A 25,627-nucleotide genomic window follows, 5' to 3' on the forward strand; every position below is an offset into this window, starting at 1 on the left:
CTTCCAGAGTACGCCGGATAGTCATTTGATCGCCGTTAACCCCGCGATGGCCCGCATATTCGGTTACGCCTCTCCGGAAGAAATGGTCCGTGACGTTACCAACATAGGTCAGCAGCTCTATACCGATCACGAGAACAGGCATACATTCCAGAGACTCCTCGCGGAACATGGAACAGTAGGAGCCTTTGAGGCGCAATTTTACAGGAAAGATGGTTCAACGCTATGGGGTTCACTGAATGTCCGGGCAGTCAAAGATGAAACCGGGAGGATACTCTGCTACGAGGGCACGCTGGAAGATATTACGGCGCGCAAAAAAGTAGAAGAGGAATTAAGGAGATCAGAAGAAAAATACCGTAATATCTTTGAAAACGCGTCGGAAGGCATATTCCAGGTCACACCGGACGGAAGGTACCTGAGCGTCAATCCCGCACTCGCAAGGATTCACGGATTCAGCTCCCCCGGGGAAGTGATCCTGTCGGTAACCGACATCGCCCATCAGCTCTATGTTGACCCGAGCCGCCGCGCGGAGCTCAAGCGCCTCCTCGAAGAACATGGTTTTGTGAAGGACTTCGAGATCATGATGCGGAAAAAAGACAAGGGATTGCAATGGGTATCCGTTACCTCCCATGCGGTGAGGGACGCGAACGGCACGATCCTCTATTACGAAGGCACGCTTCAGGACATCACCTCCCGCAAATTCGCCGCGGAAGAGCTTGGAAACCTGCGGAAGTCCCTGAGAGGAGTGATCCGGGCAATGTCATCGATGACCGAGATGAGAGACCCCGGCACAGCGGGCCACCAGAAAAGGGTGTCGGACATTGCCATGGCTATAGCCGGTGAGATGGGATTAACCTATGATACGATAGAACATATTGGAATAGCAGGGATCATTCACGACATCGGCAAGATATCCGTACCGGCCGAGATCCTCAGCAAACCGGCGAAACTTACCGAAACAGAATACAGCCTCGTAAAGGTTCACCCCCAGGTGGGGTACGATATACTCAAGGATGCCGGGATGCCTTATCCTGTGGCGGAAATAGTCCTTCAGCACCACGAGAGGCTCAACGGCTCCGGTTATCCACGGGGGCTGAAAGGACCTGACATCCTCCTTGAAGCACGGATTCTTGCAGTCGCCGATGTAACAGAGGCGATCGCCGCTCCCCGTCCTTACAGGCCTGCCCGGGGCCAGGACGCGGCCCTTGATGAAATAGCGAAAAATAAAGGCATCCTGTACGATCCTGAAGCAGTCAACGTATGCGTCAGGCTCTTCAGGGAGAAAGGCTTCCGTTATAATTGAAACATCCGTTCAACGTTCTATGTTAAGACAAATACAAAAGCATGAAAACCCTGTCTCTCGCCCGCTACGCTCGAGCCTGCAGAGAAGTCTTCTTTTTCTTTCCTGAAGGAAAAAGGTTCTTGTTATATTGTCATCGCGAGGAGTTCCATCCTTTACCGTCATCGCGAGGAGTTCCATCCTTTACCGTCATCGCGAGGAGTTCCATCCTTTACCGTCATCGCGAGGAGCGAAGCGACGTGGCGATCCAAGGATATAACCTATTAATGAGATTGCCGCGCCCTGCGGGCTCGCAATGACCTATCACCCATCACCTATTACCTATCACCTATCACCTATTACCTTTCACCTTTCACTTTTTACATGGTTCATCCAATTACGAATTACGAATCACGAATTACGGGGTTTAAACGCTCATCCTCTTTGCAATAGGTGACATTTTCTGATACAATAAGGTGGTTAAGCCTGATCTCTAACCTCAAAATATGGATAAAATATTCGTAAAAGGCGCACGGGAACATAATCTCAAAAATATCGACGTCACCATCCCCAGGAACAAGATGGTCGTCATCACCGGACCGAGCGGCTCCGGCAAATCAACGCTTGCCTTCGACACCATCTATGCTGAAGGACAGAGACGATACGTGGAGTCCCTCTCTTCTTATGCCCGCCAGTTCCTTGAACTCATGGAAAAACCCGATGTGGACTACATAGAGGGGTTGTCCCCCGCCATCAGCATCGAGCAGAAAAACATCAGCAAGAACCCCAGGAGCACCGTCGGGACAGTGACGGAGATATACGATTACCTGAGGCTCCTCTTCGCGAGGATCGGGCACGTCCACTGCTACGGCTGCGGAAAGGAGATCAAGAGCCAGCATGCTCCCCAGATCGTCGACGCTATCCTCTCACTCGGTCCGGGGAAAAATCTCACGATCCTGGCGCCTATTGTCCGGGGAAGGAAAGGCGAATACAGAAAGGAGATCGATGAGCTGAGGAAACAGGGCTTCACCAGGATAAAATTGAATGGGAAGATCGTTGACCTCGCCGACGACATCGAGCTCGACAAGAACAAAAAGCATGATATCGATGTTATCGTCGACAGGATAACCATCCGTGACGGCATTGAACGGCGGCTCTTCGAGGCGGTGGAGCTGGCGCTCAACAAGGCCGGCGGGATCATCAAGGTAGAGGTCGAAAAGGACACCATGGTCTTCAGCGAAAAATTCGCCTGTCCTGACTGCGGCATCAGTTACCCCGAGATCGCGCCGCGGATGTTCTCCTTCAATAACCCCTACGGCGCCTGCCCGGCATGCCTCGGTCTCGGCGTGAAAGAATATTTCGATCCAGCGCTTATCATTCCCAACCATGACCTTTCTCTGCGCGACGGCGCGGTTGTCCCCTGGGGCGAAAAAAACCCGGTACACTTCATGCCTTTCCTCGAAGCGCTCGTCAACCACTACAAGATAGACATCAGGAAACCTTTCAGGCAATTGCCGCAGGCCGTGCAGGATGCGATCCTCTACGGCTCAAAGGGAGAGATGATCGAATTCTATTCCGACAGGGGATCCAGGCGGGACTTCGTAAAAAAACCTTTTGAAGGGGTTATCGGCGAGCTGGAGCGGGAATGGGACCGGGCGGACTATTACGAGAAAGAGAAGCTTGAACGGTTCATCAACCTCATCCCCTGCCCCACATGCAACGGCGCCAGGCTGAAAAAGGAGATGCTCTGGGTCAGGATAAACGACCTCAACATAGACCAGGTCGCGAGGATGACGATCACCGAATGCTCAAAGTTCTTCAACACCATCAGGCTTACCGACAAGGAAAAGGAGATAGCGCGCACGATCCTGAAAGAGATCGTCTCGCGCCTGAAATTCCTCATCGATGTCGGTCTCGATTACATCAGCTTAAGCAGGAACTCCGCCACCCTGTCTGCAGGCGAGTCCCAGAGGATACGTCTCGCCACGCAGATCGGCTCCGGGCTCACAGGGGTTGTCTACGTCCTCGATGAACCGAGCATAGGCCTCCACCAGCGCGACAACGAGCGCCTGCTCAACACGCTGAGAAGGCTGCGCGACCTCGACAACACGGTGATCGTTGTGGAACACGATCATGACGCGATCGTTTCATCCGATTACGTCGTTGACCTCGGACCGGGCGCCGGTGAGAATGGCGGCAACCTCGTCTTCCAGGGCACACCGGGCGAGCTTATGAAACACATTGATTCCATTACAGGACTGTACCTGTCAAAGAAACGCGAGATCCATATACCAGACAACAGGAGGAAGCCCAGGGGCTTTTTAACGATCAAAGGGGCCCGTGTAAACAACCTCAAGGATATCGACGTCAAGATCCCCCTCGGCGTATTCACGGCCATAACAGGCGTATCAGGCTCAGGGAAGAGCAGCCTCATCGTCGATACCCTCTATCCGCTCCTGAAGCAAAAACTCTACAGGTCAAAAGACAGGGCCGGGGAATCGGAAGGGATAACAGGCTATGAGGCCATAGACAGGGTCATCGACATTGACCAGTCACCGATAGGAAGGACGCCGCGCTCGAACCCCGCAACCTATACCGGCATCTTCACGCACATACGGGAGCTCTTCACAAAACTCCCGGAATCGAGGATGAGAGGCTACAAAGAGGGCAGGTTCAGCTTCAACGTGAAGGGCGGGAGGTGTGAGACCTGTACCGGCGAAGGGTTTGTGAAGATCGAGATGCAGTTCCTGCCCGATATCTACATCGTCTGCGATGCTTGCAAGGGCAAAAGATACAACCGGGACACCCTCGAGATCAGGTACAAGGGGAAAAATATCGCCGATGTCCTCGAAATGACTGTCACGCAGGCAATGGAATTTTTTGACGCATTGCCGCACATCAAAAGCAAACTGAAGGTGCTCAACGAGGTCGGCCTCGGATACATCAGGCTGGGACAGGCAGCAACGACCCTTTCGGGCGGGGAGGCTCAGCGGATAAAGCTTTCAAGGGAGCTGTCGAAGAGGGACACAGGGAAGACCCTCTACATCCTCGACGAGCCTACGACAGGGCTCCATTTTGTCGACATAGAAAAACTCCTCCATGTCCTTGCGGAACTTATCGAGAGAGGAAATTCCGTAGTCGTGATAGAACACAACCTCGATGTCATCAAGTGCGCTGACTACATCATAGATCTTGGCCCTGAAGGCGGCGACAAAGGCGGCAGGATCATCACGAAAGGCTCGCCGGAAGAGGTCATGGAATCACCCACCAGCTACACCGGCGCCTTCCTGAAAAGGTACGTCAACGGGGAAATGACGGAAAATCAAACAAAAACAAAGAAGATATCCTCCGGCAGGAAAGCATAAACCGGCATCGCTTCGCAGTCAAAAATCAGATTAACCCGGATATATCACCTCAGGGCATCAGTGTCGGGCTTTCCTGTAGCAAACCGTCGTGAGGCGAGGAAGCTCGGTCTTTTGCGAAGCAAAAGTTCCGAAGCCGAACGCGAGCGATTGGAGCCGCTGGAGCGGAATGAGCGTGTTTGCGGGGAAAGTCCGGCACTGATGCTCACCCAGATGGAAGATATAGAATTAAGGTATCCAGACCTTGTGTTCCGGAACCCACTTTCCATTCACCGATTGGCCCGGGACAACAACCCATTCCCCGGGGGCTTTCTGCTGGCTGTATCTGGCAACAAAAGCCGGGTCCGGATAGGCATATGCCGTATTTGGCCGGGGAGAATAATATACCCTTCGCGGCGGCGTACTATAGACAGCGCTCCTGGCTATGACATTGCCGACAACTGCGCCGACAAGAAGCCCTCCTGCAATCGCCGCTCCGACACCCCAGCCGTTGCAGCATCCACCGTACCCACGGTAGTATCTGTGATGCCAGGCATAGCTTGCAGAAGGAAGTACCAGTGAAAAGGATATGACGAGAATGAGAATGCTATAAAGATGCTTCTTCATATTGTTTATTATACCACATTTATAGAACCAATTGTTGCCCAAATATTGTTTTCGCAGGAGCACTGTTGTGCTCCCCCATCCGCAAGCGTCCTCGAACATTCATTACACGAAGAAATAGTAGTTGACAATTTCTATATTTAATGACATAGTTGTCAACTAAGAGGAGAAAATTTTATGGTAGGAAGATTAAAGCAATTACGGCTTGCCCGGGGATTGTCCCTGGAGGACCTGGCTGCCGAAATGGGTGGGATTGTGACCAGGCAGGCGCTTTCCAAATATGAACTGGGCCTATCCAAGCCATCTGCACTGGTGTTGAACAGACTCGCCGGCGCCCTTGGTGTAAAGGCCGCATATCTGTGGAGTGAGCCATCGATTCATTGTAAATTCATTGCGTACCGCAAGGGTACCGGCCTTGCCAAGACTGAACAACAAAGGGTTGAATCCGTAGTCTGTCAGATGCTCGAAGATCGTGTTCGCTTACAGCAGATGATCCAGGGAACAACCGAGGTTGATCTTCCGGTGAAAGGTTTTAAGGTCAGGACTATCGAAGATACAGAAGACTTTGCGAAGGGGTTAAGATACAAATGGAACCTCGGGTTGGGACCCATCCCGACTGTGACGGGTACCCTGGAGGATCGCTTTGTCCATGTATTCGAGATAGAGGCATCGCAACGGTTCGATGGAATCTCCGCAGTTGCCTATGACAGCGAAAAACATGTTGCCGCCGCCGCTGTCGTCTCCCGCAAATCCTTACCCGGCGGAAGACAGAGACTGAATCTGGCCCATGAATTGGGACACCTGGTGCTCGATATGCCAAAAAATCTTGATGAAGAGAAGGTCGCCTTTCGCTTCGCAGGCGCTTTCCTTGCGCCTGATGAGGTTTTGTTCAGAGAGTTGGGACAAAAGAGGTCTCTCGTTCAAGCCGCGGAACTGTTTCTCTTGAAGCAGAAATATGGCATGAGCATCCAGTCTTTAGTGTACAGATTACATGATCTCGGGGTAATTTCAGATCAGCACCACAAACAATGGTGGATGACGATTAACCGTGAGGGGTGGAAAAAGGAAGAGCCCTTAGAGTTAAAACCGGAGAAATCGGAATGGCTTAAGAAAAATGTGCTTCGCGCATTAAGCGAGGGGTTCATAACAAAGGGAGATGCCATGAAAGCGTTGGGAGAATCGGTAGAGGTACAGGAGCCAATCACGCTCGTTGAGCGGCAGGCCTTCCTGAAGCTGCCCATCGAGGAACGCAGGAAGATAATGGCGAAGCAGGCTAAGGAAATGGCGGCGGATTACAAAACCGGAAAGATGGAAGATCTGGAAACGGGAGAGATTCTTGAGTATTAAGATAGTCTCGCGCGGTGAAGTATGGCTGGTAAATTTTGACCCGACAATAGGTTCAGAGATCAACAAAAAGCGCCCCGCTGTTATCGTAAGTTCGGATGCCCTCGGTATACTGCCCGTGTATGTGGTTGTTCCTATAACAGACTGGAAAGAACGATATGCGAAAAACTTTTGGCACATCAAAATCGTTAACGATGCTGCAAATGGGCTGGACAAGATGTCGGCCGTGGATGTGCTTCAGATACGGAGCGTATCCATCGATCGGCTGACAAAGAAGATTGGGAAGGTATCGTCGACAATGATGGAGGAGATCGTCGCGGCCATTGCAGCAGTGATCGAGTACCAGTAAACTACGTCTACCACTTGAATGGGAGGGTTATGTGAGTGTCAAGAAGATGCCTTGCAATAGTGTTGGGCATGGGGTGAAATTTTTATGGCTTGTTGCCCAAATTGATTTAACATCGGAAAACTCTTTTGCTCCCCCACCCGCAAGCGGGCGCCATTACCCACTATAATGTAACTCAGTCATTCATGCATGCAAACTCGGGCTACGCCCTCAGGACAGTGCGGCATGCCCTTACGGAGCATTCCCTCTGCCGGGTACCTGCGATAGCGGGTGGCCACCAACTGTGCTCGATTCGCCACTCGGGAAACGGTTCCCGGCGAACCGTATAGGAGCCGCAAAGCTCCTTCCGGCTCAGTAGTGCAATCTATGCTCTCCCTTCGTAAGTAGTTTTTAAATAATTTAACAGTTGCTTTCCTTACAAGAAATGAAAGTAATGTTGTTGTCAAATAGAATTTTATTTTAAAAGGCTTGAGTTAATGTTAATATTGGACGAAGATATATTTAGAGCATTGTGCTTCTCTTTACGGGGGTCTTCTGAAATGTATTTTATCCTAACAGACTTGATAAAAATATCATGACGACACTGAGATTTACAGTGGATAGTGCACTTCTGGGGGAACTTGGCGAACGTCTAGTAGAACAGGTTCATTATGCCCTTGTCGAGCTTGTCAAGAATTCCTATGATGCTGACGCCAGTCACGTCACAGTTAAATTTATCGAGAACGATTCTGGAATAAGCGAGATACATATTATCGATGATGGCATTGGGATGAACTTTATTGAAGTCCAGGATTATTGGATGCATATCGCCACGACTAACAAGCTTAACAAAGATGTCTCTCAAGAGTATGGGCGTCCTAAAACAGGCTCAAAAGGTATCGGAAGATTTTGCTGTCGTCGACTCGGGAAAAAGTTGACCTTGATAACAACTGGGAAGAATAGAAATAAGTTCGAAAGAACTGAGGTTACTTTTAATTGGATGGAATTTAGGCCTGGTACAAAAGTAACAGATATACAATGTGATGGGAATCAGGAGACTCAGAAAACCGGAGAAACGGGCACGATACTTATTATCTCAGATTTAATCGATGAGTGGTCTACCACGGGATATAATTATCTTAAAAGACAACTTGCTGTCCTTGCAGCAAACAGAGGTGCTCGACGGCCTGATTTTGAAGAGGACCCCGGGTTTAATATTTCCCTTGAAGCCCCTGGCTTTGAGGGCGACATAAGGGATCTCAGATCTGATTTGATCAAAGCCGGCTGGGGGACATTGAAGGCTTATATTAATAAGGGACACAAGGCCGTTTGTGAGCTTGATGCTCTTGGGATTGGAAAAAAGACTATTGTATCGGAGGGCAAATTCTCAAAACTATCTGATATTGGATTGGGAATAGGAATTATGGTGCTTGATAGAAGCCAGATGAGAGATACAAGTATTGTCTCAATTGGAAACCTACAAGAGATTCTACCTGAGTGGGGTGGAGTGCAGATACGCTACAAAGGATTCAGGGTCTATCCATATGGTGATGACGATTGGTTGAAGATTGACGAAGACAGAGGTGTTAGAAAGGGTGCTCCCTCAAAAGAACTTCAAACCTTCGCAGACACTCTCCGAGGCGTTGATTCGAGTCGTGCACTATTGAGCCTGCTCTCAATGAGGAATCATATCGGAACTGTGGAAATAGGTCCCGTGGCAAAAGGGTTTGTAATGAAAGCAAATCGCGAGGGGTTCCTCGATTCCGATGAATTTAAGGAGTTGCGGAATTTTGTTCGCTTCGCTATCAATTGGGCGACAATATACCGTGATTTTTATATCAGGGAGCAAACAAGGGGAGAGGCAGAAGCAAGCAGAGTTAGCTTTCAGGAATTCATTGAGCAACCGGTCGAATCTCACACGGTCATTGAGACTGCTGTCAACTATCTTGAGAAAGAGTTTAGGGATATTGCCTCGACTCTACCTACAAAGCAGCGTCAGGGAATCAGCACCACATTTTATAAAGCAACAGATGCAATTGTTAAGCATAATCAGTCCAACAAGGAAGAATTAAAGCATCTTAGGCTTATTGCATCTACCTCGACATTAATACTCATATTCTCCCACGAAGTGAAAATGCTTCTTGGACACCTTGAAAGCAGCCTATTGCAGCTCGAAAACATTAAAGAGAGACTTGCAAGAACTGAAAGAAAGCATATTGATGATATTCAGGATTGGTTGCGAAATTCAAAAGAACGACTGCTGGAATTATTGGACATGACAGCATTGATCGGCGTTGACAGCAGGAAGGAATCACCGAAATCTTTAGCTCTTCACGATAGAGTCGAAGGAGCAAGGAATGCATTTAAAGTTATAGCGGAGAGCTATGGCATAACTCTCAACACAGATGAAATACCCTCCAACATTGTTGTCGGACCCATTTTAGAGGCAGAGTTATATGCCGTTCTTTTGAACTTACTTTCTAACTCTATCAAATCCATTATTGCAGCTGACAACAAAAGAAGGATAAAAATATCTGCGAAAAAGTCTGGTGGTAGAGTATATATAAGATTCATGGACACTGGCCTTGGGTTGAATCCCAACAAGCACAGAGATATATTTATACCCTTTGTCGCGGATATTGATGGAAAACTCTATTCAATCCTGGAGAAGAAGTTAAATCCTGAAGATAAATATATTGTCGGAACTGGAAGTGGACTCGGTCTAAGCATAGTAAAGGAGATACTGCAAGCAAGAAATGGTGACATTAGGATCCTGCCCCCAGAAGGCGATTGGAAGGCCGTATTGGAGGTCGAGTTGCCATGAAGACTATGCAATTTCTATGGTTAGATGATGAAAAAATAAATGGTCCAAAAAATATGGCAAGCAAAGAATTGGAAAAGGCACTAAAAGTTAAGATTGATTTTATTCCGCTTATTCAACAAAAACTTTTGGATAAAATACAAGAAATTACGGAAAAACTGCAAAAACCAGACTTGCTAATTATTGATTATCGTTTAGACCATACATCTGACACCAATATAATAGGTACTGGGTCTTCTGCGGCCGAACTAATAAGAGATAAGGACGACTGGAAATCTTATCCTATTGTTGCCATAACTAATGTGAAATTAAATGAAATTGATCGCCACAAGCAAGCTCTTTATGATGAGGTAATTGAATTTCATGAGATTTCAGATAAAAAATATCTATTAACAGTAATCGCTAATGGTTTTAGGAAATTAAGAGAAAAATCTCCCGATGATATCAAGCAACTGATTTCATTAATAAAACCCCCTAAAAGGGATATTGAAAATATTTTGAGGATTATTCCGGAAGAACTTAAGGAAGCCATAAAGTCCAAAGAGCTGAGCCTACCCAGAATTATTTATAGATGGACAAAGCAAACCATGGTGCAAAGGCCTGGCTTTCTTTACGACAGACTTTGGGTGGCAACAACGCTTGGTATTAAGAAGGAGGCATTTAAGAAAGTTGAGCCAATTTTTGAAAGAGCAAAATACAAAGGTATATTTTCGTTGCCGGGCAATATGGAAGATCAAAGGTGGTGGCAGTCTGTAATAAAGGAAATAGTTTTTTCTGAGGTACTTGAGAGTGATGAGGTACTTCCTTGGAATCTTGGATATAAATTAAAAGGTTTAACGGAGAAAGACCGAAGCAGATGTTATATGTGTGGAAAGGAAAATCCTGAAATTGTAGGTTACACAGATGAGGACGCCAAAACAGCAGTGCCTTTGCATATCAGCTGTTCTATGCCTCATCCCAAGTTTGAATATGCATTATATTTCGAAGAAATTCGCATGCAGACACCTCTGAAATGAAAATTGATAACTGGGAGAAAAGTCCTTACAACGATTCTGAGATCATTAAGAAACATGAAAAACATACTTTTGCCTTCCTCTCTTCAAATCCTATGATTAAAACAAAATTTTCCCAGTTAAGCCATGATGCAAAGCTTCAATATGACGCCTTGTCAGTGACCAAGAAAGCAAAGGTGCATAACATTGATTTTCAATCTTCCTTTGAAGTAACTTGCTTAAATAGAGATTTGCGTATTCATATTGGGGCAATCATTAAGAATGATTTCTCTCATGTTACATATTATTTAGCTGTATTCAGTAAGAACAAGAGAGGGAAATACATCATTAGAAGAAAATTTCATTTCGATTATGACAAAAAGGACAGCTTAAATGTAAAACCGAGATTTCATATGCAATATGCAGGTAAGCTGACAAGTGCTCTTTCGGGGCCCGAGGACTATTATGATGCAATGTTTTTCCCAGAGCTTTCGGAACCGAGAATGTACTCGACTCCTATGACCCTCGCCATATTGTTAAGTAAGGTGTTCAAAGAATTTCAGTGCGTTGATACTCATAAAATTGTTGAGGATCCAAATTGGAAGAGTATACTAGCGGAACATGAAAAAATATTCTTAAAGCCATATTTTGAATGGTGTGGAACATTTTTCAAGGTTCATCATAAAGCATCACGTCTGTTTACAACCGACTTTTGCTATGGTAAATAGAACACCCTCTGATGTAAGAAAAAATGGGATTTACTATACCCCCTTGTTGCTGGCAAGGACATTAGTTGAGCCACTAATAACGGGCGCCAATTTACGCATTATTGATCCTGCATACGGTGATGGAGCGTTAATCCTTGCCGCAGAGCAAGTGCTATGGGAAAAGCATAAGTCAAAGAAGAGAAGCAGTCTATTCGGATGTGATCTCTCCCCTCTATCCGATAGAGCGCAACATTTACCAGCATCAAATTTCGTGAAATGTGATTTCTTTGATTATGAGGCAAACGGAAAATATGATGTTGTTCTAATGAATCCTCCCTATGTCCGTCACCACTATTTACACAAAGATAAAGTTGGTCATTATCAAGATGTTATCAAAAATGTATTTCCTCTTAAGAGAACGTCTGATCTTTGGACTTATTTCATTGTTAAGGCAACGATCCATCTTAAGACTGATGGAAGCATTGGGGCGATACTTCCGTGGTCATTCCTTCATGCAGATTATTCAGTTGAACTAAGAAAATGGCTGATAAGCGTATTCCGCGAAATGAAGGTGCTTGTGCTTGGAGCTAATCTGTTTAACGATGCAAAGGAAAGAGTCGTTTTGGTCTGGATGAGAGGCTACGGAGGCTCTAATAAGGGTCTGTTAATGGGCACTGCAACCAATCCAAATGACCATGTTAAGTATCACGCTATCCCAAGAGAATACTTTACAAGAAATCGCGTTAATACCTCTTTCGCAGATGATGCTTTGGAAGTCATGGAGAAGTACAAGTTACAATATGGGTTTACTGATTTCGGTAATTATGCTGACATATCTATTGGAGTTGTTACTGGAGCTGACGGCTTCTTTATTAAGCAAGAAGATGAGTTGAATACCATGGGGCTTGATGTTAATAGAATGATACCTATTCTTACTAATAGTTCTCAGCTTTGTGGATTTTCAATAAATGGAAACATACCAAATAGCAGACTTGTCTTAATAACAAAAGACAATGCAATGAGATTTAAAGACTATATCAAATACGGGGAGTCAGAACAGTATCACTTGAGAGCGCATTCTCAGCGCCGAGAGCCGTGGTATGAGGTTAAGGTCGGGGGTATCCCCGATGCTTTTTTTCCTTATAGAGTCTCATTGATTCCATATCTCATACTTAATAACCGTAATATTCAATGCACCAATTCAATACATCGAATTTATTTTCGTAATATTACGCCTATTGAAAAGAAATGGATTCAGGTTAGTTTGTTGTCGATACCAGGACAGCTATCTCTCGAGGCAAACTCTAGAGTTTATGGGAGTGGGGTGCTTAAAATTGAACCCAGTTCCTTGAAGAAGGCAACATGCTATTCATCTCGAAACCGCTCAATAGGTGGTGTGTATAATCAAATATCTAGACTGCTTCAGGTTAATAATAAAAGAGAAGCCATGAGAGTTTCTACTGACTTCATCGAAGAGTCATTGGGAATTGACAGACGACTATCTATTCAAGCCAAGAATGTTTATGAAGAGCTATTATCAAGTAGGAAGAAAAAGAAGATGATCTGAATGGGGGGGGATGTGGGGAACGCTCTTAACATGTTGACATCGAAGCCGTTGGGGGATGTGGGGGACATCCTATAATCCTCCCGTCAAGGAAAAAGTAAGCATCCAATGATATCAGCGTGTAAGCGATACCCTGTCCTTTCATGACGCACCTCTCCCGTCGTTTTTTCTGTTACCCCTTTGGCGGGTATCTCACCGGGAAGCGAATCCGCACCTCATCGTTATCAGTATCCGGCGTACACTTGGGTCACCTATCATCCTTTATCCAGGTTGCATGATTCTTGGTGAGAGGCCCATTATTGTCCCTCACGAGGTCGCAATCGCCTCCACGTTCTTACCCGGGCTCTCCCGCCACGTATTGTGTCATTCCTTCAGATCGTTATGCAATCCGGATCGAATACCTCCTTTTTCTTCATGAGTGTCCATCAGAGACATCTAGGTCCCTGATCGGGGACGTAGTTGACTGACGTGACTAATTCTCCCCTTGCAGGTATGCAAAAAAATGGGATCATACGGAGAAAGATGATAAGTCATGATAGTCGACTACGTCCCCGATCTCTGCAGAACACGCTAATTGGTATGATCTACTTTCTTTGTCGAAGGTGTTGTTCGACAATCAGATTGACCGTCTCTTGGTGCTAGACATGTTCTTTATTGTTCCTTTGGTCCCGACCTTCTGCATCGCTTTTGCTGCCTTCGGCATATCCTTTTGCGGAACTTGAAGAACCTTTTGCGGTTTTCCGCTGGCCTTGAGACGCCGTGCGGCTTTCTCCAAAGCTGATTGGGAACCGCTCCGCTCGATCTCTGTGGCTTTCTTCTGTGTGGCGGCATCAAGACGACGCCCACGAGAAAGTGGTACTTCGGTTTTCCCGCCACGTCCCGCTGCGGACCCTTTGGCACGTTTGTGACTTGATGTTTCAGCCATTGTCATTCCTCCTTTTTTCTTCCGTCGAACTTATTTTGTCATTTGCACAGCCATTGCCTTAATTATCCATGAGCACAGGTAAATTCCACTTCAAAGTGCACCACAAATAGCCTGACGGTATACCTCATAAGGTGTCTGGTAGTTGAGGCGCTTCCCCTCCGCAAAGTTCTTTTTTTGTTCTCATTCGGCAATTGGCAATTGCAAATCGGCAATTGGATTATTTGTCTCCCTCCCGCATATAATCAATTGTGTTCCAATCCCCTTTCAATTTCAAGTCAAAACTTCCCGGTTATATCGTTATTGACTTTTATTAAACCAGAACGTCTCCATCCCGTCATTCACCGGGTGGTTATCAGGATGTTTCACCCTCATCACATTGCGGCATCTTAATGATGTCCCCGCCTTATTTTCCAGGATCACATAACAATCGGCAAATATCACCGAGGTGCCACTTCAATGGCTGCCTTATGCTACCACCCATTCATCCGGCTGGACATCCCTGGCTTTATATTGACCCGTAGAAGGGTCCCTGAGCCATTCCTTGAGATACACCAGATGTTTTCCATCATCAGAGCGAAGTTCTGTTTCAACAAATGTGCACCTTTGTGTGTCATTCGTCCAGGCACCCGAATTGGCGTAGATCCGATTATCTTCAGGAGGGATCTCATCCGGCGGGTATGGGCTGTTGGAGTATGATGCGAGGCGGTAATCATGGGTATGGCCGCAGACAACTATCTTGACATCCTCGCGCCGAAGGGTTACCAGACGTGTAGCCTGATCAAGGTTGCCCGCGTCGCTCAAGATAGCATTGAGAGGGCCGACATTGTCGGGGTGATTATCGGGCCATGCATCATAAATGTTAGAGTACCGTGTCTTAATCTCTTCCCACATTATTTTTCCTGGTATACCGTCGAACCCATTCATAACAGCGCCTTCCTGGCCATAGGCATGATTCGAAACAAGAGTGTTGAATAGGTTCATGAGGACAGTATCTACAAGACCACCGACCTTTGCTTCCGGATCTTTGGCTTCCGGGACCTCGCTGAAGACATGTTCGATCCATTCCTTGAAGACCTGTGGCAGGCTCAGCATGCTACCCGTTCTCAATGCTTCCTCGGCGTTGATGCGGGTTATGAAGTATCCTAAAGGAAGATGACTTCCTGCAAATCCGCTGCCCGATCCTGCCGGATGAGGTGCATTAAACATACCGTACCAATGGCCATGTTCTGCCCAGATACCGTCAGCACGGTAGACGTAATGTCCATCTTTGGAGTCCGGGTAACGTATACCCGGAAAGATCTCGTTGACTACAGATTTGTCCGCAAACATGTCATGGTTCCCCGGCACATAGACCAGCCTGTCTTGGGAGGCAAGCTTCCTGAGAGTTTCAATAACCGGCAGGTTTTGAGTGGCCACGGCAATCTTTCTGTATTGCTCACCCTTAGGAAGAGGCGCAGGATAAGGAGGTTCCGTCGGATCGAACTGAGCAGGGCACACCCACTCGTCGAAAAAGTCTCCGACAATCACCACTTCAGTCACGGAAGTGTCGCTGAAGCAGTATTCTTCCAAAAACCTCCTCAATATTTCCGGCCGATCAGTGTCAGGTGATGAATCAGGGTGATAAAACCAACAGTAATTTTGGAATTCAGGGACCTGGTTTGCACTACGCTTGTCACCCATATGAATGTCGCTGATAAAGATTCGTTTGCTACTCATTGTATACTCCCTTTTGATGATTGGGGAACCCTTGGAGTCAGGTCTTGTTTTTTGCAAGCGCCCCAAATAGGTCAATTCCCTGCTCCCTCCCCATATAATCCATTGTGTTCCAATCCCCTTTCGAGCCGTTGGGGTCAGGAATGAGCGGAAAAGGCGCCCTTCAATAATTCAATAACTGTCTCCCAGCCAAAATATTTATTATCAGTTGATTTATCCCCCATTAGCCCACCCCTTTTTTAATCTTCCTCTAAACGTCATAAAAATGCAATGAAATTTTCTGCCGGTGGTTACATCAAAAAATCACCTCTGCCAATAAAAACAAAAAAAACCACAATTAAAAGTAATTGAAATATTGAAGGATGTCCCCTTATCGTAAGCGATCGGCTGGATTGGCTTTGTTACGCAATTATTTCATTCAACCCTTCTATGGCCTGATTCAACTCTTCCGGAGATGCTTCACCGATGATTTTACCGATCCTCTCAACGGACAATGTTCGGATTTGACTGATTTTGAGCCATGATTTCTTGGGTAAATTGGGAGACTTCAGTTCAAGGGTTAACGGGAATCCAGCTTTTTGCGGCTGGCCTGTAATGGCCACAGCGATGACTGTACCTGAGCGTTTATTAAAAATGTCGTGGCTCAAAATGAGCACGGGGCGCAAGCCAGCCTGTTCATGTCCCCGCACGGGATTCAAATCCGCCCACCGGATTTCACCTCTCAATATTCTGGCCATTGGGTCACATCCTCATCTAAGCCTTCTTCCGCCATAGCTTTTTCAAATTTCGGATTAAGTTTTGCACATTCCATAGATAGCCGGCTGCGCTTCATTCGGGCGAGTTTTTCGCGCACAGCATCGCGGATTGCCTGGCTGCGATTTTGAAAATAATTTTCTTCGACTAGTCTATCCAATTCACCGATAAATTCGGCGTCCAATGTGATTGCTATTTTTGCCTTTCCCATAATCAACCTCCTTCTTTGGTATTCCATTATATCATACCAGAGAAAAGGGATTCAAATTTAATTTTGTTTCCCTTTGGCGTAACAACAAAATCAGCGGCGGCTGTAAGCCGTCCACCGGATTGCCTCGTTGGGCAATAAGTTCACTTTGAACCAACGTCCCCTTCATTCCTTTTCTATACCGGTGGGGAAGCACTCTGTCACGTCAGTCAACTACGTCCCTCATAGTACATTGTATATAATATGGATGTTTGCGGAAAGTTCAGTCAATAGCCTTTGTATGAGAAGACAATTTCGTTTGATCGAGACGGAAAACATGCGTGCTGCCGACGGCGAACTCGACCTGAACGTCGTTGACAGCTAGCGAGATCGGCTGGACACCCGCAGCCTTGTGTCCCCGTACTGTGAACGTTTCGCGAGTGAGCCTGAGATCCAGTGAATGCCCCCGATACCGCATACTGAGATCAAGGCGTTCAAGTCTCTCGGGAAGCTGCGGGCTGAACCGCAGGACGTCACCCGTGATCTGCACACCCGTCAGTACGCGCTGGATAAGGTCGACGGTACCTGCCATGGCGCCGAGGTGCACACCCTCCTCGGTTGTGCCCTGCTGGATGTCGCTGACGTCGCTTTGCAGTGCCTCCGCAAAATAAATCATTGCGCGGGCACGATCCGACCGGGCCAGGACCCATGCGTGCACAACGCGGGATAGCGTCGATCCATGAGATGAGCGCGAATCGTAGTACTCGACGTTGCGCGGAATCGTTTCGTACTCGAAGGGATAACCAAGATGAACGAACAGTTCGCGCAGTTCATCCGCAGAGAACTGATAGAACAGCATGAGGACATCCGCCTGCTTCGAGACCTTGTACCGGTTTGGAGTGTCATTCTCCGCTTCAAGGATCAGGTCCAGGCGCTGTATGTTGCCGTACCGCTTGCGATAGTCGTCCCAGTCGAGCTCGGCCAGTGACTCATAGCCCTCGAATTGGCTGATGATACCGTCGTCGTGAAAGGGTACGAACATGCGGCGGCTGACGTCGTCCCAGAGGGCGGCATCCTGCGCAGTCACGCCGAGCTTCGCAACGAGTTCAGCGCGCCGAATGTCGGGCATAAGATCGAGCACGTCGAGCGCCCTGCGCAACACCCAAACAGCCATAATATTCGTGTAGGCGTTATTATTGAGACCGGGAGCGGATGAGTCCGGATACCGCTCGTGAAACTCATCGGGCCCGACGACCCCCAGCAGCTCGTAACGTGCCTTTTGTTCATTGAACGTCGCCATGCTGGACCAGAAGCGCGCGATCTCTATGATGAGCTCCGCCCCATAGAACTGCAGGAACTCGTGGTCGTGCGTGACCTGGAAGTATTGCCACACGTTCCACGCGACCGCACTTCCCACATGGCGCTGCAGATACGAGCTATCCGGCTTCCAACGCTTCGAATGGGGGTTTAGATTGAGTTCCTGGGTTTCCTCCCGTCCGTCGCTGCCGCTTTGCCACGGAAACATGGCGCCGGCAAAGCTGAGATCCCTGGCCGCTGCGCGGGCCCGATCGAGACGGCGGTACCGGTACATAAGCAAAGAGCGCGTGATCTCAGGCGTACGAAAATTGAGCGTAGGGAAAATGAACAACTCATCCCAGAAGATATGTCCCTGGTAGGCCTCACCAGTCCAGCCACGCGCCGGCACGCCGATATCGAGACCGATCGAATTGAGTGAGACGGCTTGCAGCAGATGAAACATATTCAGACGCAGCAGCATGGGAGCATTGAGTTTGATTGGGGTCGTCCCTGATAGCAGATGCACGTCGAATCGGTCCCACAGTTGTTTCCATGCCAGGACGTGGGAGTCCATGAGCGTTGCAAAACGTTCCGCGCCATCGATCGCCCTGCGAGCCGCCAGACTGCACTCCGAAATGGCGAAGTCACGCGAGGTATACTGAACCGCTATCTTCTCCAGGGAGAGCATCTCGCCCTGCATCAGTTGGACGCTGAACTCCTGCCCGATGAAACCCGGCTCATTGATTACCCTTCGCGAAACAGACTGCAACTCGCCCCGCACAAATGCACGCGTTCGCGCCGCTTGAGCCAGGTGTATGTTCGACTGAAGCGTGCGCACAAGCAGATGAACGCCATCGTTGCCGATGACCTCTCCCGACAACGGCTCCAAATGCTGGTTGTTGAACCTTTCGTAGAGTTTAGCGCCCGCGTTGACGACCCGGCCATCGATCCCCGAACGGATGGTCACGGGCCCGGACCAGTTCTCGGCCCTGAGCGTCAGTTCGATCGCGCCCAGGTGCATATCGGCCATCGAGACCAGGCGCCGTTCCGTCAACGTGGTGCGCCGTCCCTGCCCCTGTTCGAAGCTGATGGTCCTGTGCAGCATTCCGCAGCTTAGGTCGAGTTCCTGCCGGTAGGAGAGAATGCTCACCGCTCTTTCGTCAAACCAGTCGTCTTCAGCTAACCGCAGCCCGATGGTCAGCCAGTTCGGGAAATTGACGAGATCCTCGTTTTCAACACATCGGCCTTCCACATCGGTGCGTAGCCGATTGTAGCCTCCGGCCAGATAGGATCCGGGATAGTGCACGTCGTCCGCCTTCGCCCACGGCGCGGCCCCGCGCGTGGCGAAGTAGCCGTTTCCCAAAGTACACAGCGCTTCCCGTATACCCTCGCGCTGTGGGTCGAAATCGTTATAAACAAGGGACCAGGCGGAAGGCGGCTCAATAGCCACCTGTATGTGTGAGAGATCAGTCACGACAACATCGGCGCCCGCCTCGCGCAAAGCCTGCGACTGTCCAACCCGGTCGATGCCTATGACAAGGAAGAATCGACCCACGCGGCCTGCGGCAACCCCCGCTATTGCATCCTCGACGACAATGGCCCGCGATGGCTCGACCCTCAAGCGTTGTGCCGCCTCCAGAAATGCATCGGGTGCGGGTTTGCCTTTGAGACCCATACGCTCGATCTCGCGTCCGTCCACGCGCGCATCAAAGAGATGCGAGATACCGGCGGCCTCGAGGACTGCAGCACAATTGTTGCTGGATGAGACGACGGCCGTCTTGATCTCCTGGGCGCGCAAGGTTCTTACCAGCGCTATCGCCGGATCATAGGTCGCGACGCCCCGTTTGTTCAGGTGTTCCATGAAGTAACGGTCTTTGAGCTTGCCCAGTGCCCGTACACTCTGCGCGCCTGCCTTTTCCCCGTGGTCACCAACAGGCAGCTTGATCCCACGGGATTCAAGAAAGGATTCGACACCGTCATATCGCGGCTTGCCGTCGACGTACCGCCGATAGTCCGCTTCGATATCAAAGGGTGTAAAGGGTTCCCCTATCCTGTTAGCGCGTTCTTGCAGAAAGGCGTCGAACAGTTGCTTCCAGGCTGAGGCATGGACGCTTTCTGTCTGGGTCAGCACGCCATCTAGATCGAACAAAACAGCGTCGAAGTCGCGTGGTGAGATGGTTACTATAGACCCCATAATGCTCATGTAGGCTCCGTTGGATTCTGGCGGCGCTAGGCAAACCCTTGATGTGTACTAGCCCGGGAAACGGCAGTAGAGAGCGGAGGGGACGGAGCGGAGGGGACGTCCTTCAATAATTCAATAACTATCTCCCAGCCAATAAATTTATTATCAGTTGATTTATCCCCCATTAGCCCACCCTTTTTTAATCTTCCTCCAAAGGTCATAAAAATGCAATTAAATTTTCTGCTGGTGGTCACATCAAAAAATCACCTCTGCCAATAAAAACAAAAAAGACCGCAATCAAAAGTAATTGAAATATTGAAGGACGTCTCCTTTATCTTTACCAGACATCTTAACGGTCTTGCTTATTCTCCCTCTTCTTCTCCGAATAGTGCATCGATATATACCTTCAGACTGTTTCGCATAGAATTTTCGTCTGACAGGTAGACCTTTTGATAGATGGCGTCTCCCATCCCGCATAATACATCCAATATCTCCGGATCAAAATGTGCTCCTCTGTCTTTTTCCATTATCCCTATAGCTTCATCATAGGAGAAGGCAGCTTTATAAGGCCGCGCGCTTGTCAGTGCGTCGAAAACATCGGCAACGGTAAAGATTCTTGCATTTATAGGAATGTCCTTGCCCTTTAATCCCAGTATGTACCCGGAACCGTCGAATTTTTCGTGGTGGTGGCGAACAACATCAACACAGTCGCTGAGCCAGGGGTAACCGCTTATGATGTCCGAGCCGTGTTGAACGTGGCACTTCATGATGCTGAACTCATCATCGGTCAGTTTTCCTTCCTTGAGTAGGATATTGTCACTTATACCGATCTTGCCTACATCGTGGAGAAAGGATCCCTTTATGAGGCTTCTCATTTGCGCTTCGGGATGCCCTATATCCTCGGCAATGTTAAGCGTGTACAAGGTAACGCGGTAGTTATGCTCGCTCGTGCCATGATCCCGTTTCGCTATGGCACTCCCCAGAACTTCGAGTACCCCTACATTCGCCTCGCGCAGGGATTTTGATGCCTCCTCGAGCATGAGCTTCTTTCTTCTGAGATTTTCAATAAGTTGCTCAAGCCTTGCCTCTCGCGCCTCTACCATGACGAGCATCATACCGAATGCCTCAGCAAGTTCTGTTATCCCGGCGGGATATCTTTCAGATTTTGTTAGTTCGAAGATCTCTCCGGCGGCTCGGTAGTCCCCTTTTGATACTTGCTTCGCAACGCTTGCCAGGCAATCAAGCAAGCTGTTTAAATTGCTTTCTGACATTTTAATACCTTAAAAGCGAGATGGGGGGACGTCTGATTTATCCCTCATCAGCCCACCTTTTTTAATCTTCCTCCAAAGGTCATAAAAATGCAATGAAATTTTCTGCCGGAAGATGGCTTGAAGGCCAGAAAACTAACATTATGGCATGACCAGTTTTTGGGGAGCGGTCCCCAATGAGTGGGGGCAGGTCACACCCTCCTTAATTGATGTGCCTAAAAAAAGGGAATTCAGGATAAAAAGCTTGACTATTTTTAGAAAAATATTAAAGAATGTAACATTAAATAAAATTTAGGGGGGTATCAAATGAAACGACATGTTACAATGTTTTTCACTGTTATCATGTCTTCCATTATCTCCCCCTACTCATTTTCTTCAGCTGCAATCGACATTAAATGGGGCAATTATTTTTTTATTCCTTCTCGCCATTCTTTTCACAACCCTTGTCCTCATCTGTTTCCTTTCTTTAGTCCCCATTTTACCAAATCTTGTTAAAGTAGGAGGAAGCAAATTATGGTTCGGTTTACAAACATCTCTATCCCCGAGATATTTAACCAGACAGAATTCTTAGCGGACAGGCACGTAAAAGAAGGGAGGGGTAAAAACGCAGCCATCTATTATAAGGATCAAAAGATCACCTATGAAGAGATGGTATCTATGGTCAACAGGTTTGGAAATGCCTTAAGGGGGACAGGTGTAGAGATAGAAAACAGGGTGCTTATCGTTCTTCCGGATTGCCCGGAGTTTGTTTACGCATATCTCGGAACCATGAAGATCGGGGCCATACCTATTCCCATAAATACGCTGGCATCGCCAAAGGATTATGCCTTTTTTCTCGAAGACTCAAGGGCAAATACATTAATCATAGGTGACGCCCTCTTTGAAAAGATCAGGGATATCCTGAAGGGTAAAAAACATCTCAAACACATAATAGTCGTTGGAGAAAAGATACCAGGCACGTTGAGCTTTAATGACCTTGTCGCATCCTCTTCCGCAGAACTTGAAGCAGAGGAGACAACAAAAGACGATATGGCGTTCTGGATGTATACCTCCGGAACTACAGGACTGCCCAAGGGCGTGATTCATCTCCACCATGATCTCCTCTACTACATGGCCCCTTCCTGTGAAGGGATATTTGAGCTGCAGGAAGAAGACATCATTTATTGTTCATCAAAGATGTTCTTTTCATACGGCCGCAATCATTCTCTCGAAGCGCCGTTCCTGTACGGCGCCTCCGTTATCCTCTGGCCTGAATGGCCCAAGCCTGAGGACGTCTTCCATGTGATAGAAAAGTACAGACCGACAATCTTTTTCAGTGTCCCGACCCTTTATAACGCCCTCTTAAGTGAATGCGAGAAAAGACCCGTTGATCTTTCGTCCGTTCGCCTCTGCATCTCCGCAGGAGAGGCCTTGCCAAAGGACATCTTCGAAAGATGGTCAAAGAAGTTCGGCATTGAGATCCTTGATGCCATCGGAAGTACGGACGTAGGCGGATTATACTTTTCAAACAAGAAAGGGGATATAAGGCCGGGAAGCAGCGGCAAGCTCCTTCCGGGCTTTGAGGCAGAGCTCAGGAATGAAGAGGGGATAAAGGTGTCCGTCGGAGAGGTAGGGACCCTCTGGCTTAAAAATGAGGGCATAGCGAATTGCTATTGGAAAAGACACGAAAAGAACAAAGAGGTCTTCTGGGGTCCATGGTTCAATACGGGCGACCAGTTCATCGGGGATAACGATGGATTCTTTTACTACCAGGGAAGAGCGGACGATATGCTGAAGATAAGCGGTCAGTGGACGTCGCCTATTGAAATAGAAAATGTCTTGACGCATCATCCCGCCGTAAACGAATGCGGGGTGATCGGGTCTCCTACCGATGAAGGGCTTTTGAGGGTAAAGGCCTTTATCGTATTGAATGAAGGATATAAAGCAAGCCCTGAATTGGAGAAGGAACTCATTGAATTTGTCGGGAACAAGCTTGCCCGTTTTAAAGTGCCGAGACGGATCTCTTTTGTAAAAGAACTTCCGAGAACCACAACCGGAAAGCTTATCCGTTACAAACTCCGCCTGGAATATTGAAAAATTATGTTCCTAAGGAGACATCCGGAGTGGCCCTTGTCCCTTGTCAGCCTTGTCAGTGCCTGATCCCTCTCCTTAAAATGAAATAAATTGACAGTCATAGAATCATAGTTGTATACAATATCGTGGTAAAGTTCCCTGTCCGCAGCGAAAAAATATAGGAAGGTCTAATGACTAAAGACCACCTGGATCTGAAAGGCTTCCTCATACTCCTTTGCCTTACCATGTTATGGGGTCTGAACTATACAGCGGTAAAGGTCTCCAATCTGGGGTTCGCGCCCATCTTTAATGCCTTTCTCCGGTCGTCGATCGCGTCGGCCCTCGGCATCGTGTATTGCCTGTCCATTAAAGAACCCCTCTTTCACAGGGATATCCGCCTCTTTCATGGTTGTATAGTAGGTCTGCTCTTTGGCCTGGAGTTCGTCTGCATCTATCTTGGCTTGTTGTACACTGATTCGGCCAGGGCGGGGATACTGATCAACTGCTCTCCCTTTATCGTGGCCATAGGAGCCTATCTATTCCTCAGGGAGAGACTGAATATTACAAAAGTAACGGGGCTTGTTCTCGCATTCATAGGGCTTTACTCTGTATTTCAGGGAAAACCCCGGACCTGGAGTACCTCCATGTTGTTCGGCGACCTCCTTGAGATCACTGCCGCGATTTTATGGGGTGCGACAACGGTTTATATCAAGAAATATCTGGCAGAACGGGTGCATCCTATCCACACCTTTCTCTACCAGTTGGTCTTTTCCATCCCCGTCATATTTATCTGCCTCCTCTTTCTTGAACCAAAATGGGTCCTCAATGTCAGCGTCTCCACGGTTCTTGCCCTGTTATACGCCTCGGTGGTTGTTGCCTTCGCATCATACCTCATGTGGTTTAAACTCATCCACACCTACCCGGTCTCGGAACTCGCCGTGTTTACCTTTCTCACTCCAGTGTTCGGTGTGGTCTGTGGGGCTATCTTCCTCGGGGAACAACTCACTACGGGGCTTATTGTCGGGCTCCTGTTGGTCAGTGGCGGCATCTACGTAACGAACTACCGAAAGAAGCATTAGCGAGAAAGAAGCATTAGCGAGAAAGAAGCATTAGCGAAGCAACCGGACTACCCCTGCGACCCCTGCCATCTTTAAACCTTGAACCCTCCTACCACCTGTTCAAGATTCACCGAGAGCCTCGCGAGATCATGAGAAGCCGAAGCAATATGTTCTGAGCTTCCCGATGCTTCCCTTGATACGGAAGCAATAGTCTCGATATCCCGGTTTATCTCCTCCGAGGTTGCCGCCATCTGTTCCGTCGCAGAGGCGATCTGCTGGACCATGCTGTGCAGTTCATTGACGCTGCCCACAATATTACGAAGCACTCCTCCTGCCTGGGTGCTGAGATCGACGCCCGATTTTACCTCAGTGGTAATGTTTTCCATGGAGACCACCGCCTGATGGACCTCGTCCTGGATCGACTGTATCATGCTTCCTATTTCGGAGGTAGAATTGCCGGTTCTTTCCGCGAGCTTCTTGACTTCGTCTGCTACGACTGCAAAGCCCCGGCCCGCATCGCCTGCCCGCGCCGCTTCGATTGCGGCATTCAAGGCAAGGAGGTTGGTCTGGTCCGCGATGTCGTTAATGACGTTGATGATCTCCCCTATCTGATTGGATCGCTCGCCCAGGGATTTTATCATTTGCGCAGATTGATCAATCGTCTTTTCAATGGCCTTTACCTTCTCCACCGATCTGTCGACCACGCCTTCTCCGTCTTTCGCCAACCGGGCTGTATCCGTCGCTGACTTCTCTATGTTTGAAGTATTCTTTGCGATATCGAGTACGGTCTGGGACATTTCTTCGGAGGCAGTCGCCACCTGCGAAGCCCTGCCTGCCTGCTCGCTTGCTCCTTTGGACATAAATTCAGAACTCTGGTTGAGCTGCCGGCTCGCCGCTGCCATGTTCCCTGCCACGCTCTTGACTTCGCCGATGATGTTCTGGAGCTTTGTTGCCATGTCTTTCATAGCGGTCAGGAGCTGACCTGTCTCGTCCTGTGATTTTATTTCGATATCGGCGGTCAGATCACCTTCTGCTATCCTGTTTGCGACGGACACGCCTTCGCCCAAAGGTTTAGCTATTCCCCGTGCCAGAAAAGATGCAAGGAATATGGCAAAGGCAAACACAATTGCCCCGATGACCATAAGCAGGAATCTCGCCCTCACGAAGGTTATCCTCGCCTCTTTCGCCGCAGCAGCCGT

At 48.2% G+C, this 25,627-nt stretch carries 18 protein-coding genes; 10 read left to right on the plus strand and 8 right to left on the minus strand.

Annotated elements, in window-relative coordinates:
• Positions 1-1,300, plus strand: a 1,300-nt coding sequence (locus PHU49_03455; protein ID MDD5243051.1) for a PAS domain S-box protein, incomplete at its 5' end; no start/stop codon positions are given.
• 482 nt (positions 1,301-1,782) lie between these two features.
• Positions 1,783-4,641 carry an excinuclease ABC subunit UvrA gene (gene uvrA / locus PHU49_03460; protein ID MDD5243052.1) on the plus strand — a complete coding sequence of 953 codons (2,859 nt, stop codon included), beginning with the start codon at positions 1,783-1,785 and terminating at the stop codon, positions 4,639-4,641.
• A 225-nt stretch (positions 4,642-4,866) separates the two neighbouring features.
• Here the strand turns inward: uvrA and PHU49_03465 are convergent, their stop codons facing one another.
• The gene (locus PHU49_03465) at positions 4,867-5,244 is read right to left on the minus strand and encodes a hypothetical protein (GenBank protein MDD5243053.1); all 378 of its coding nucleotides are present in this window, start codon (positions 5,242-5,244) and stop codon (positions 4,867-4,869) included.
• Between the two features lie 174 nt (positions 5,245-5,418).
• Between PHU49_03465 and PHU49_03470 the strand changes: the two genes are divergently transcribed.
• From PHU49_03470 to PHU49_03495, 6 genes are all read left to right on the plus strand, one after another.
• Positions 5,419-6,588, plus strand: coding sequence for an XRE family transcriptional regulator (locus PHU49_03470; protein MDD5243054.1), 1,170 nt, complete (start codon positions 5,419-5,421; stop codon positions 6,586-6,588).
• On the plus strand, positions 6,578-6,934 hold the full coding sequence (locus PHU49_03475; GenBank protein MDD5243055.1) for a type II toxin-antitoxin system PemK/MazF family toxin: 357 nt from the start codon (positions 6,578-6,580) through the stop codon (positions 6,932-6,934). The genes PHU49_03470 and PHU49_03475 overlap by 11 nt, the downstream gene beginning before the upstream one ends.
• A 592-nt stretch (positions 6,935-7,526) precedes the next feature.
• The gene (locus PHU49_03480) at positions 7,527-9,734 is read left to right on the plus strand and encodes a sensor histidine kinase (GenBank protein MDD5243056.1); all 2,208 of its coding nucleotides are present in this window, start codon (positions 7,527-7,529) and stop codon (positions 9,732-9,734) included.
• On the plus strand, positions 9,731-10,747 hold the full coding sequence (locus PHU49_03485) for a hypothetical protein (protein ID MDD5243057.1): 1,017 nt from the start codon (positions 9,731-9,733) through the stop codon (positions 10,745-10,747). The genes PHU49_03480 and PHU49_03485 overlap by 4 nt, the downstream gene beginning before the upstream one ends.
• Entirely contained in the window at positions 10,744-11,451 is a 708-nt protein-coding gene (locus tag PHU49_03490; GenBank protein MDD5243058.1) for a hypothetical protein, read from the plus strand. The genes PHU49_03485 and PHU49_03490 overlap by 4 nt, the downstream gene beginning before the upstream one ends.
• Positions 11,441-12,997: an N-6 DNA methylase gene (locus PHU49_03495; protein ID MDD5243059.1), complete on the plus strand. Its 1,557-nt coding sequence runs from the start codon at positions 11,441-11,443 to the stop codon at positions 12,995-12,997. Before PHU49_03490 ends, PHU49_03495 begins: the two co-directional genes overlap by 11 nt.
• Before the next feature lie 613 nt (positions 12,998-13,610).
• Here the strand turns inward: PHU49_03495 and PHU49_03500 are convergent.
• From PHU49_03500 to PHU49_03525, 6 genes are all read right to left on the minus strand, one after another.
• A complete protein-coding gene (locus tag PHU49_03500; protein MDD5243060.1) occupies positions 13,611-13,919 on the minus strand; it encodes a hypothetical protein in 309 nt (102 codons plus the stop codon).
• Between the two features lie 465 nt (positions 13,920-14,384).
• A complete protein-coding gene (locus PHU49_03505) occupies positions 14,385-15,635 on the minus strand; it encodes a metallophosphoesterase (protein MDD5243061.1) in 1,251 nt (416 codons plus the stop codon).
• 398 nt (positions 15,636-16,033) lie between these two features.
• A complete protein-coding gene (locus PHU49_03510; protein ID MDD5243062.1) occupies positions 16,034-16,369 on the minus strand; it encodes a type II toxin-antitoxin system PemK/MazF family toxin in 336 nt (111 codons plus the stop codon).
• Positions 16,354-16,596, minus strand: a complete 243-nt coding sequence (locus PHU49_03515) for a ribbon-helix-helix domain-containing protein (GenBank protein ID MDD5243063.1) — start codon at positions 16,594-16,596, stop codon at positions 16,354-16,356. Before PHU49_03515 ends, PHU49_03510 begins: the two co-directional genes overlap by 16 nt.
• A gap of 259 nt (positions 16,597-16,855) precedes the next feature.
• Entirely contained in the window at positions 16,856-20,071 is a 3,216-nt protein-coding gene (locus PHU49_03520; GenBank protein ID MDD5243064.1) for a beta-phosphoglucomutase family hydrolase, read from the minus strand.
• Between the two features lie 341 nt (positions 20,072-20,412).
• Positions 20,413-21,321: an HD-GYP domain-containing protein gene (locus PHU49_03525; protein MDD5243065.1), complete on the minus strand. Its 909-nt coding sequence runs from the start codon at positions 21,319-21,321 to the stop codon at positions 20,413-20,415.
• A gap of 510 nt (positions 21,322-21,831) precedes the next feature.
• On the opposite strand from PHU49_03525, the gene PHU49_03530 reads away from it, so the two are divergent.
• Together PHU49_03530 and PHU49_03535 are read left to right on the plus strand one after the other, a co-directional pair.
• A complete protein-coding gene (locus PHU49_03530) occupies positions 21,832-23,391 on the plus strand; it encodes a benzoate-CoA ligase family protein (protein ID MDD5243066.1) in 1,560 nt (519 codons plus the stop codon).
• Positions 23,392-23,561: 170 nt separating this feature from the next.
• Positions 23,562-24,449, plus strand: coding sequence for a DMT family transporter (locus PHU49_03535; protein ID MDD5243067.1), 888 nt, complete (start codon positions 23,562-23,564; stop codon positions 24,447-24,449).
• 71 nt (positions 24,450-24,520) lie between these two features.
• Here the strand turns inward: PHU49_03535 and PHU49_03540 are convergent.
• Positions 24,521-25,627, minus strand: a 1,107-nt coding sequence (locus PHU49_03540) for a methyl-accepting chemotaxis protein (GenBank protein ID MDD5243068.1), incomplete at its 5' end; no start/stop codon positions are given.

Source organism: Syntrophorhabdaceae bacterium, from assembly GCA_028713955.1.
In the GTDB taxonomy this organism is placed as follows: Bacteria; Desulfobacterota; Syntrophorhabdia; order Syntrophorhabdales; family Syntrophorhabdaceae; genus UBA5609.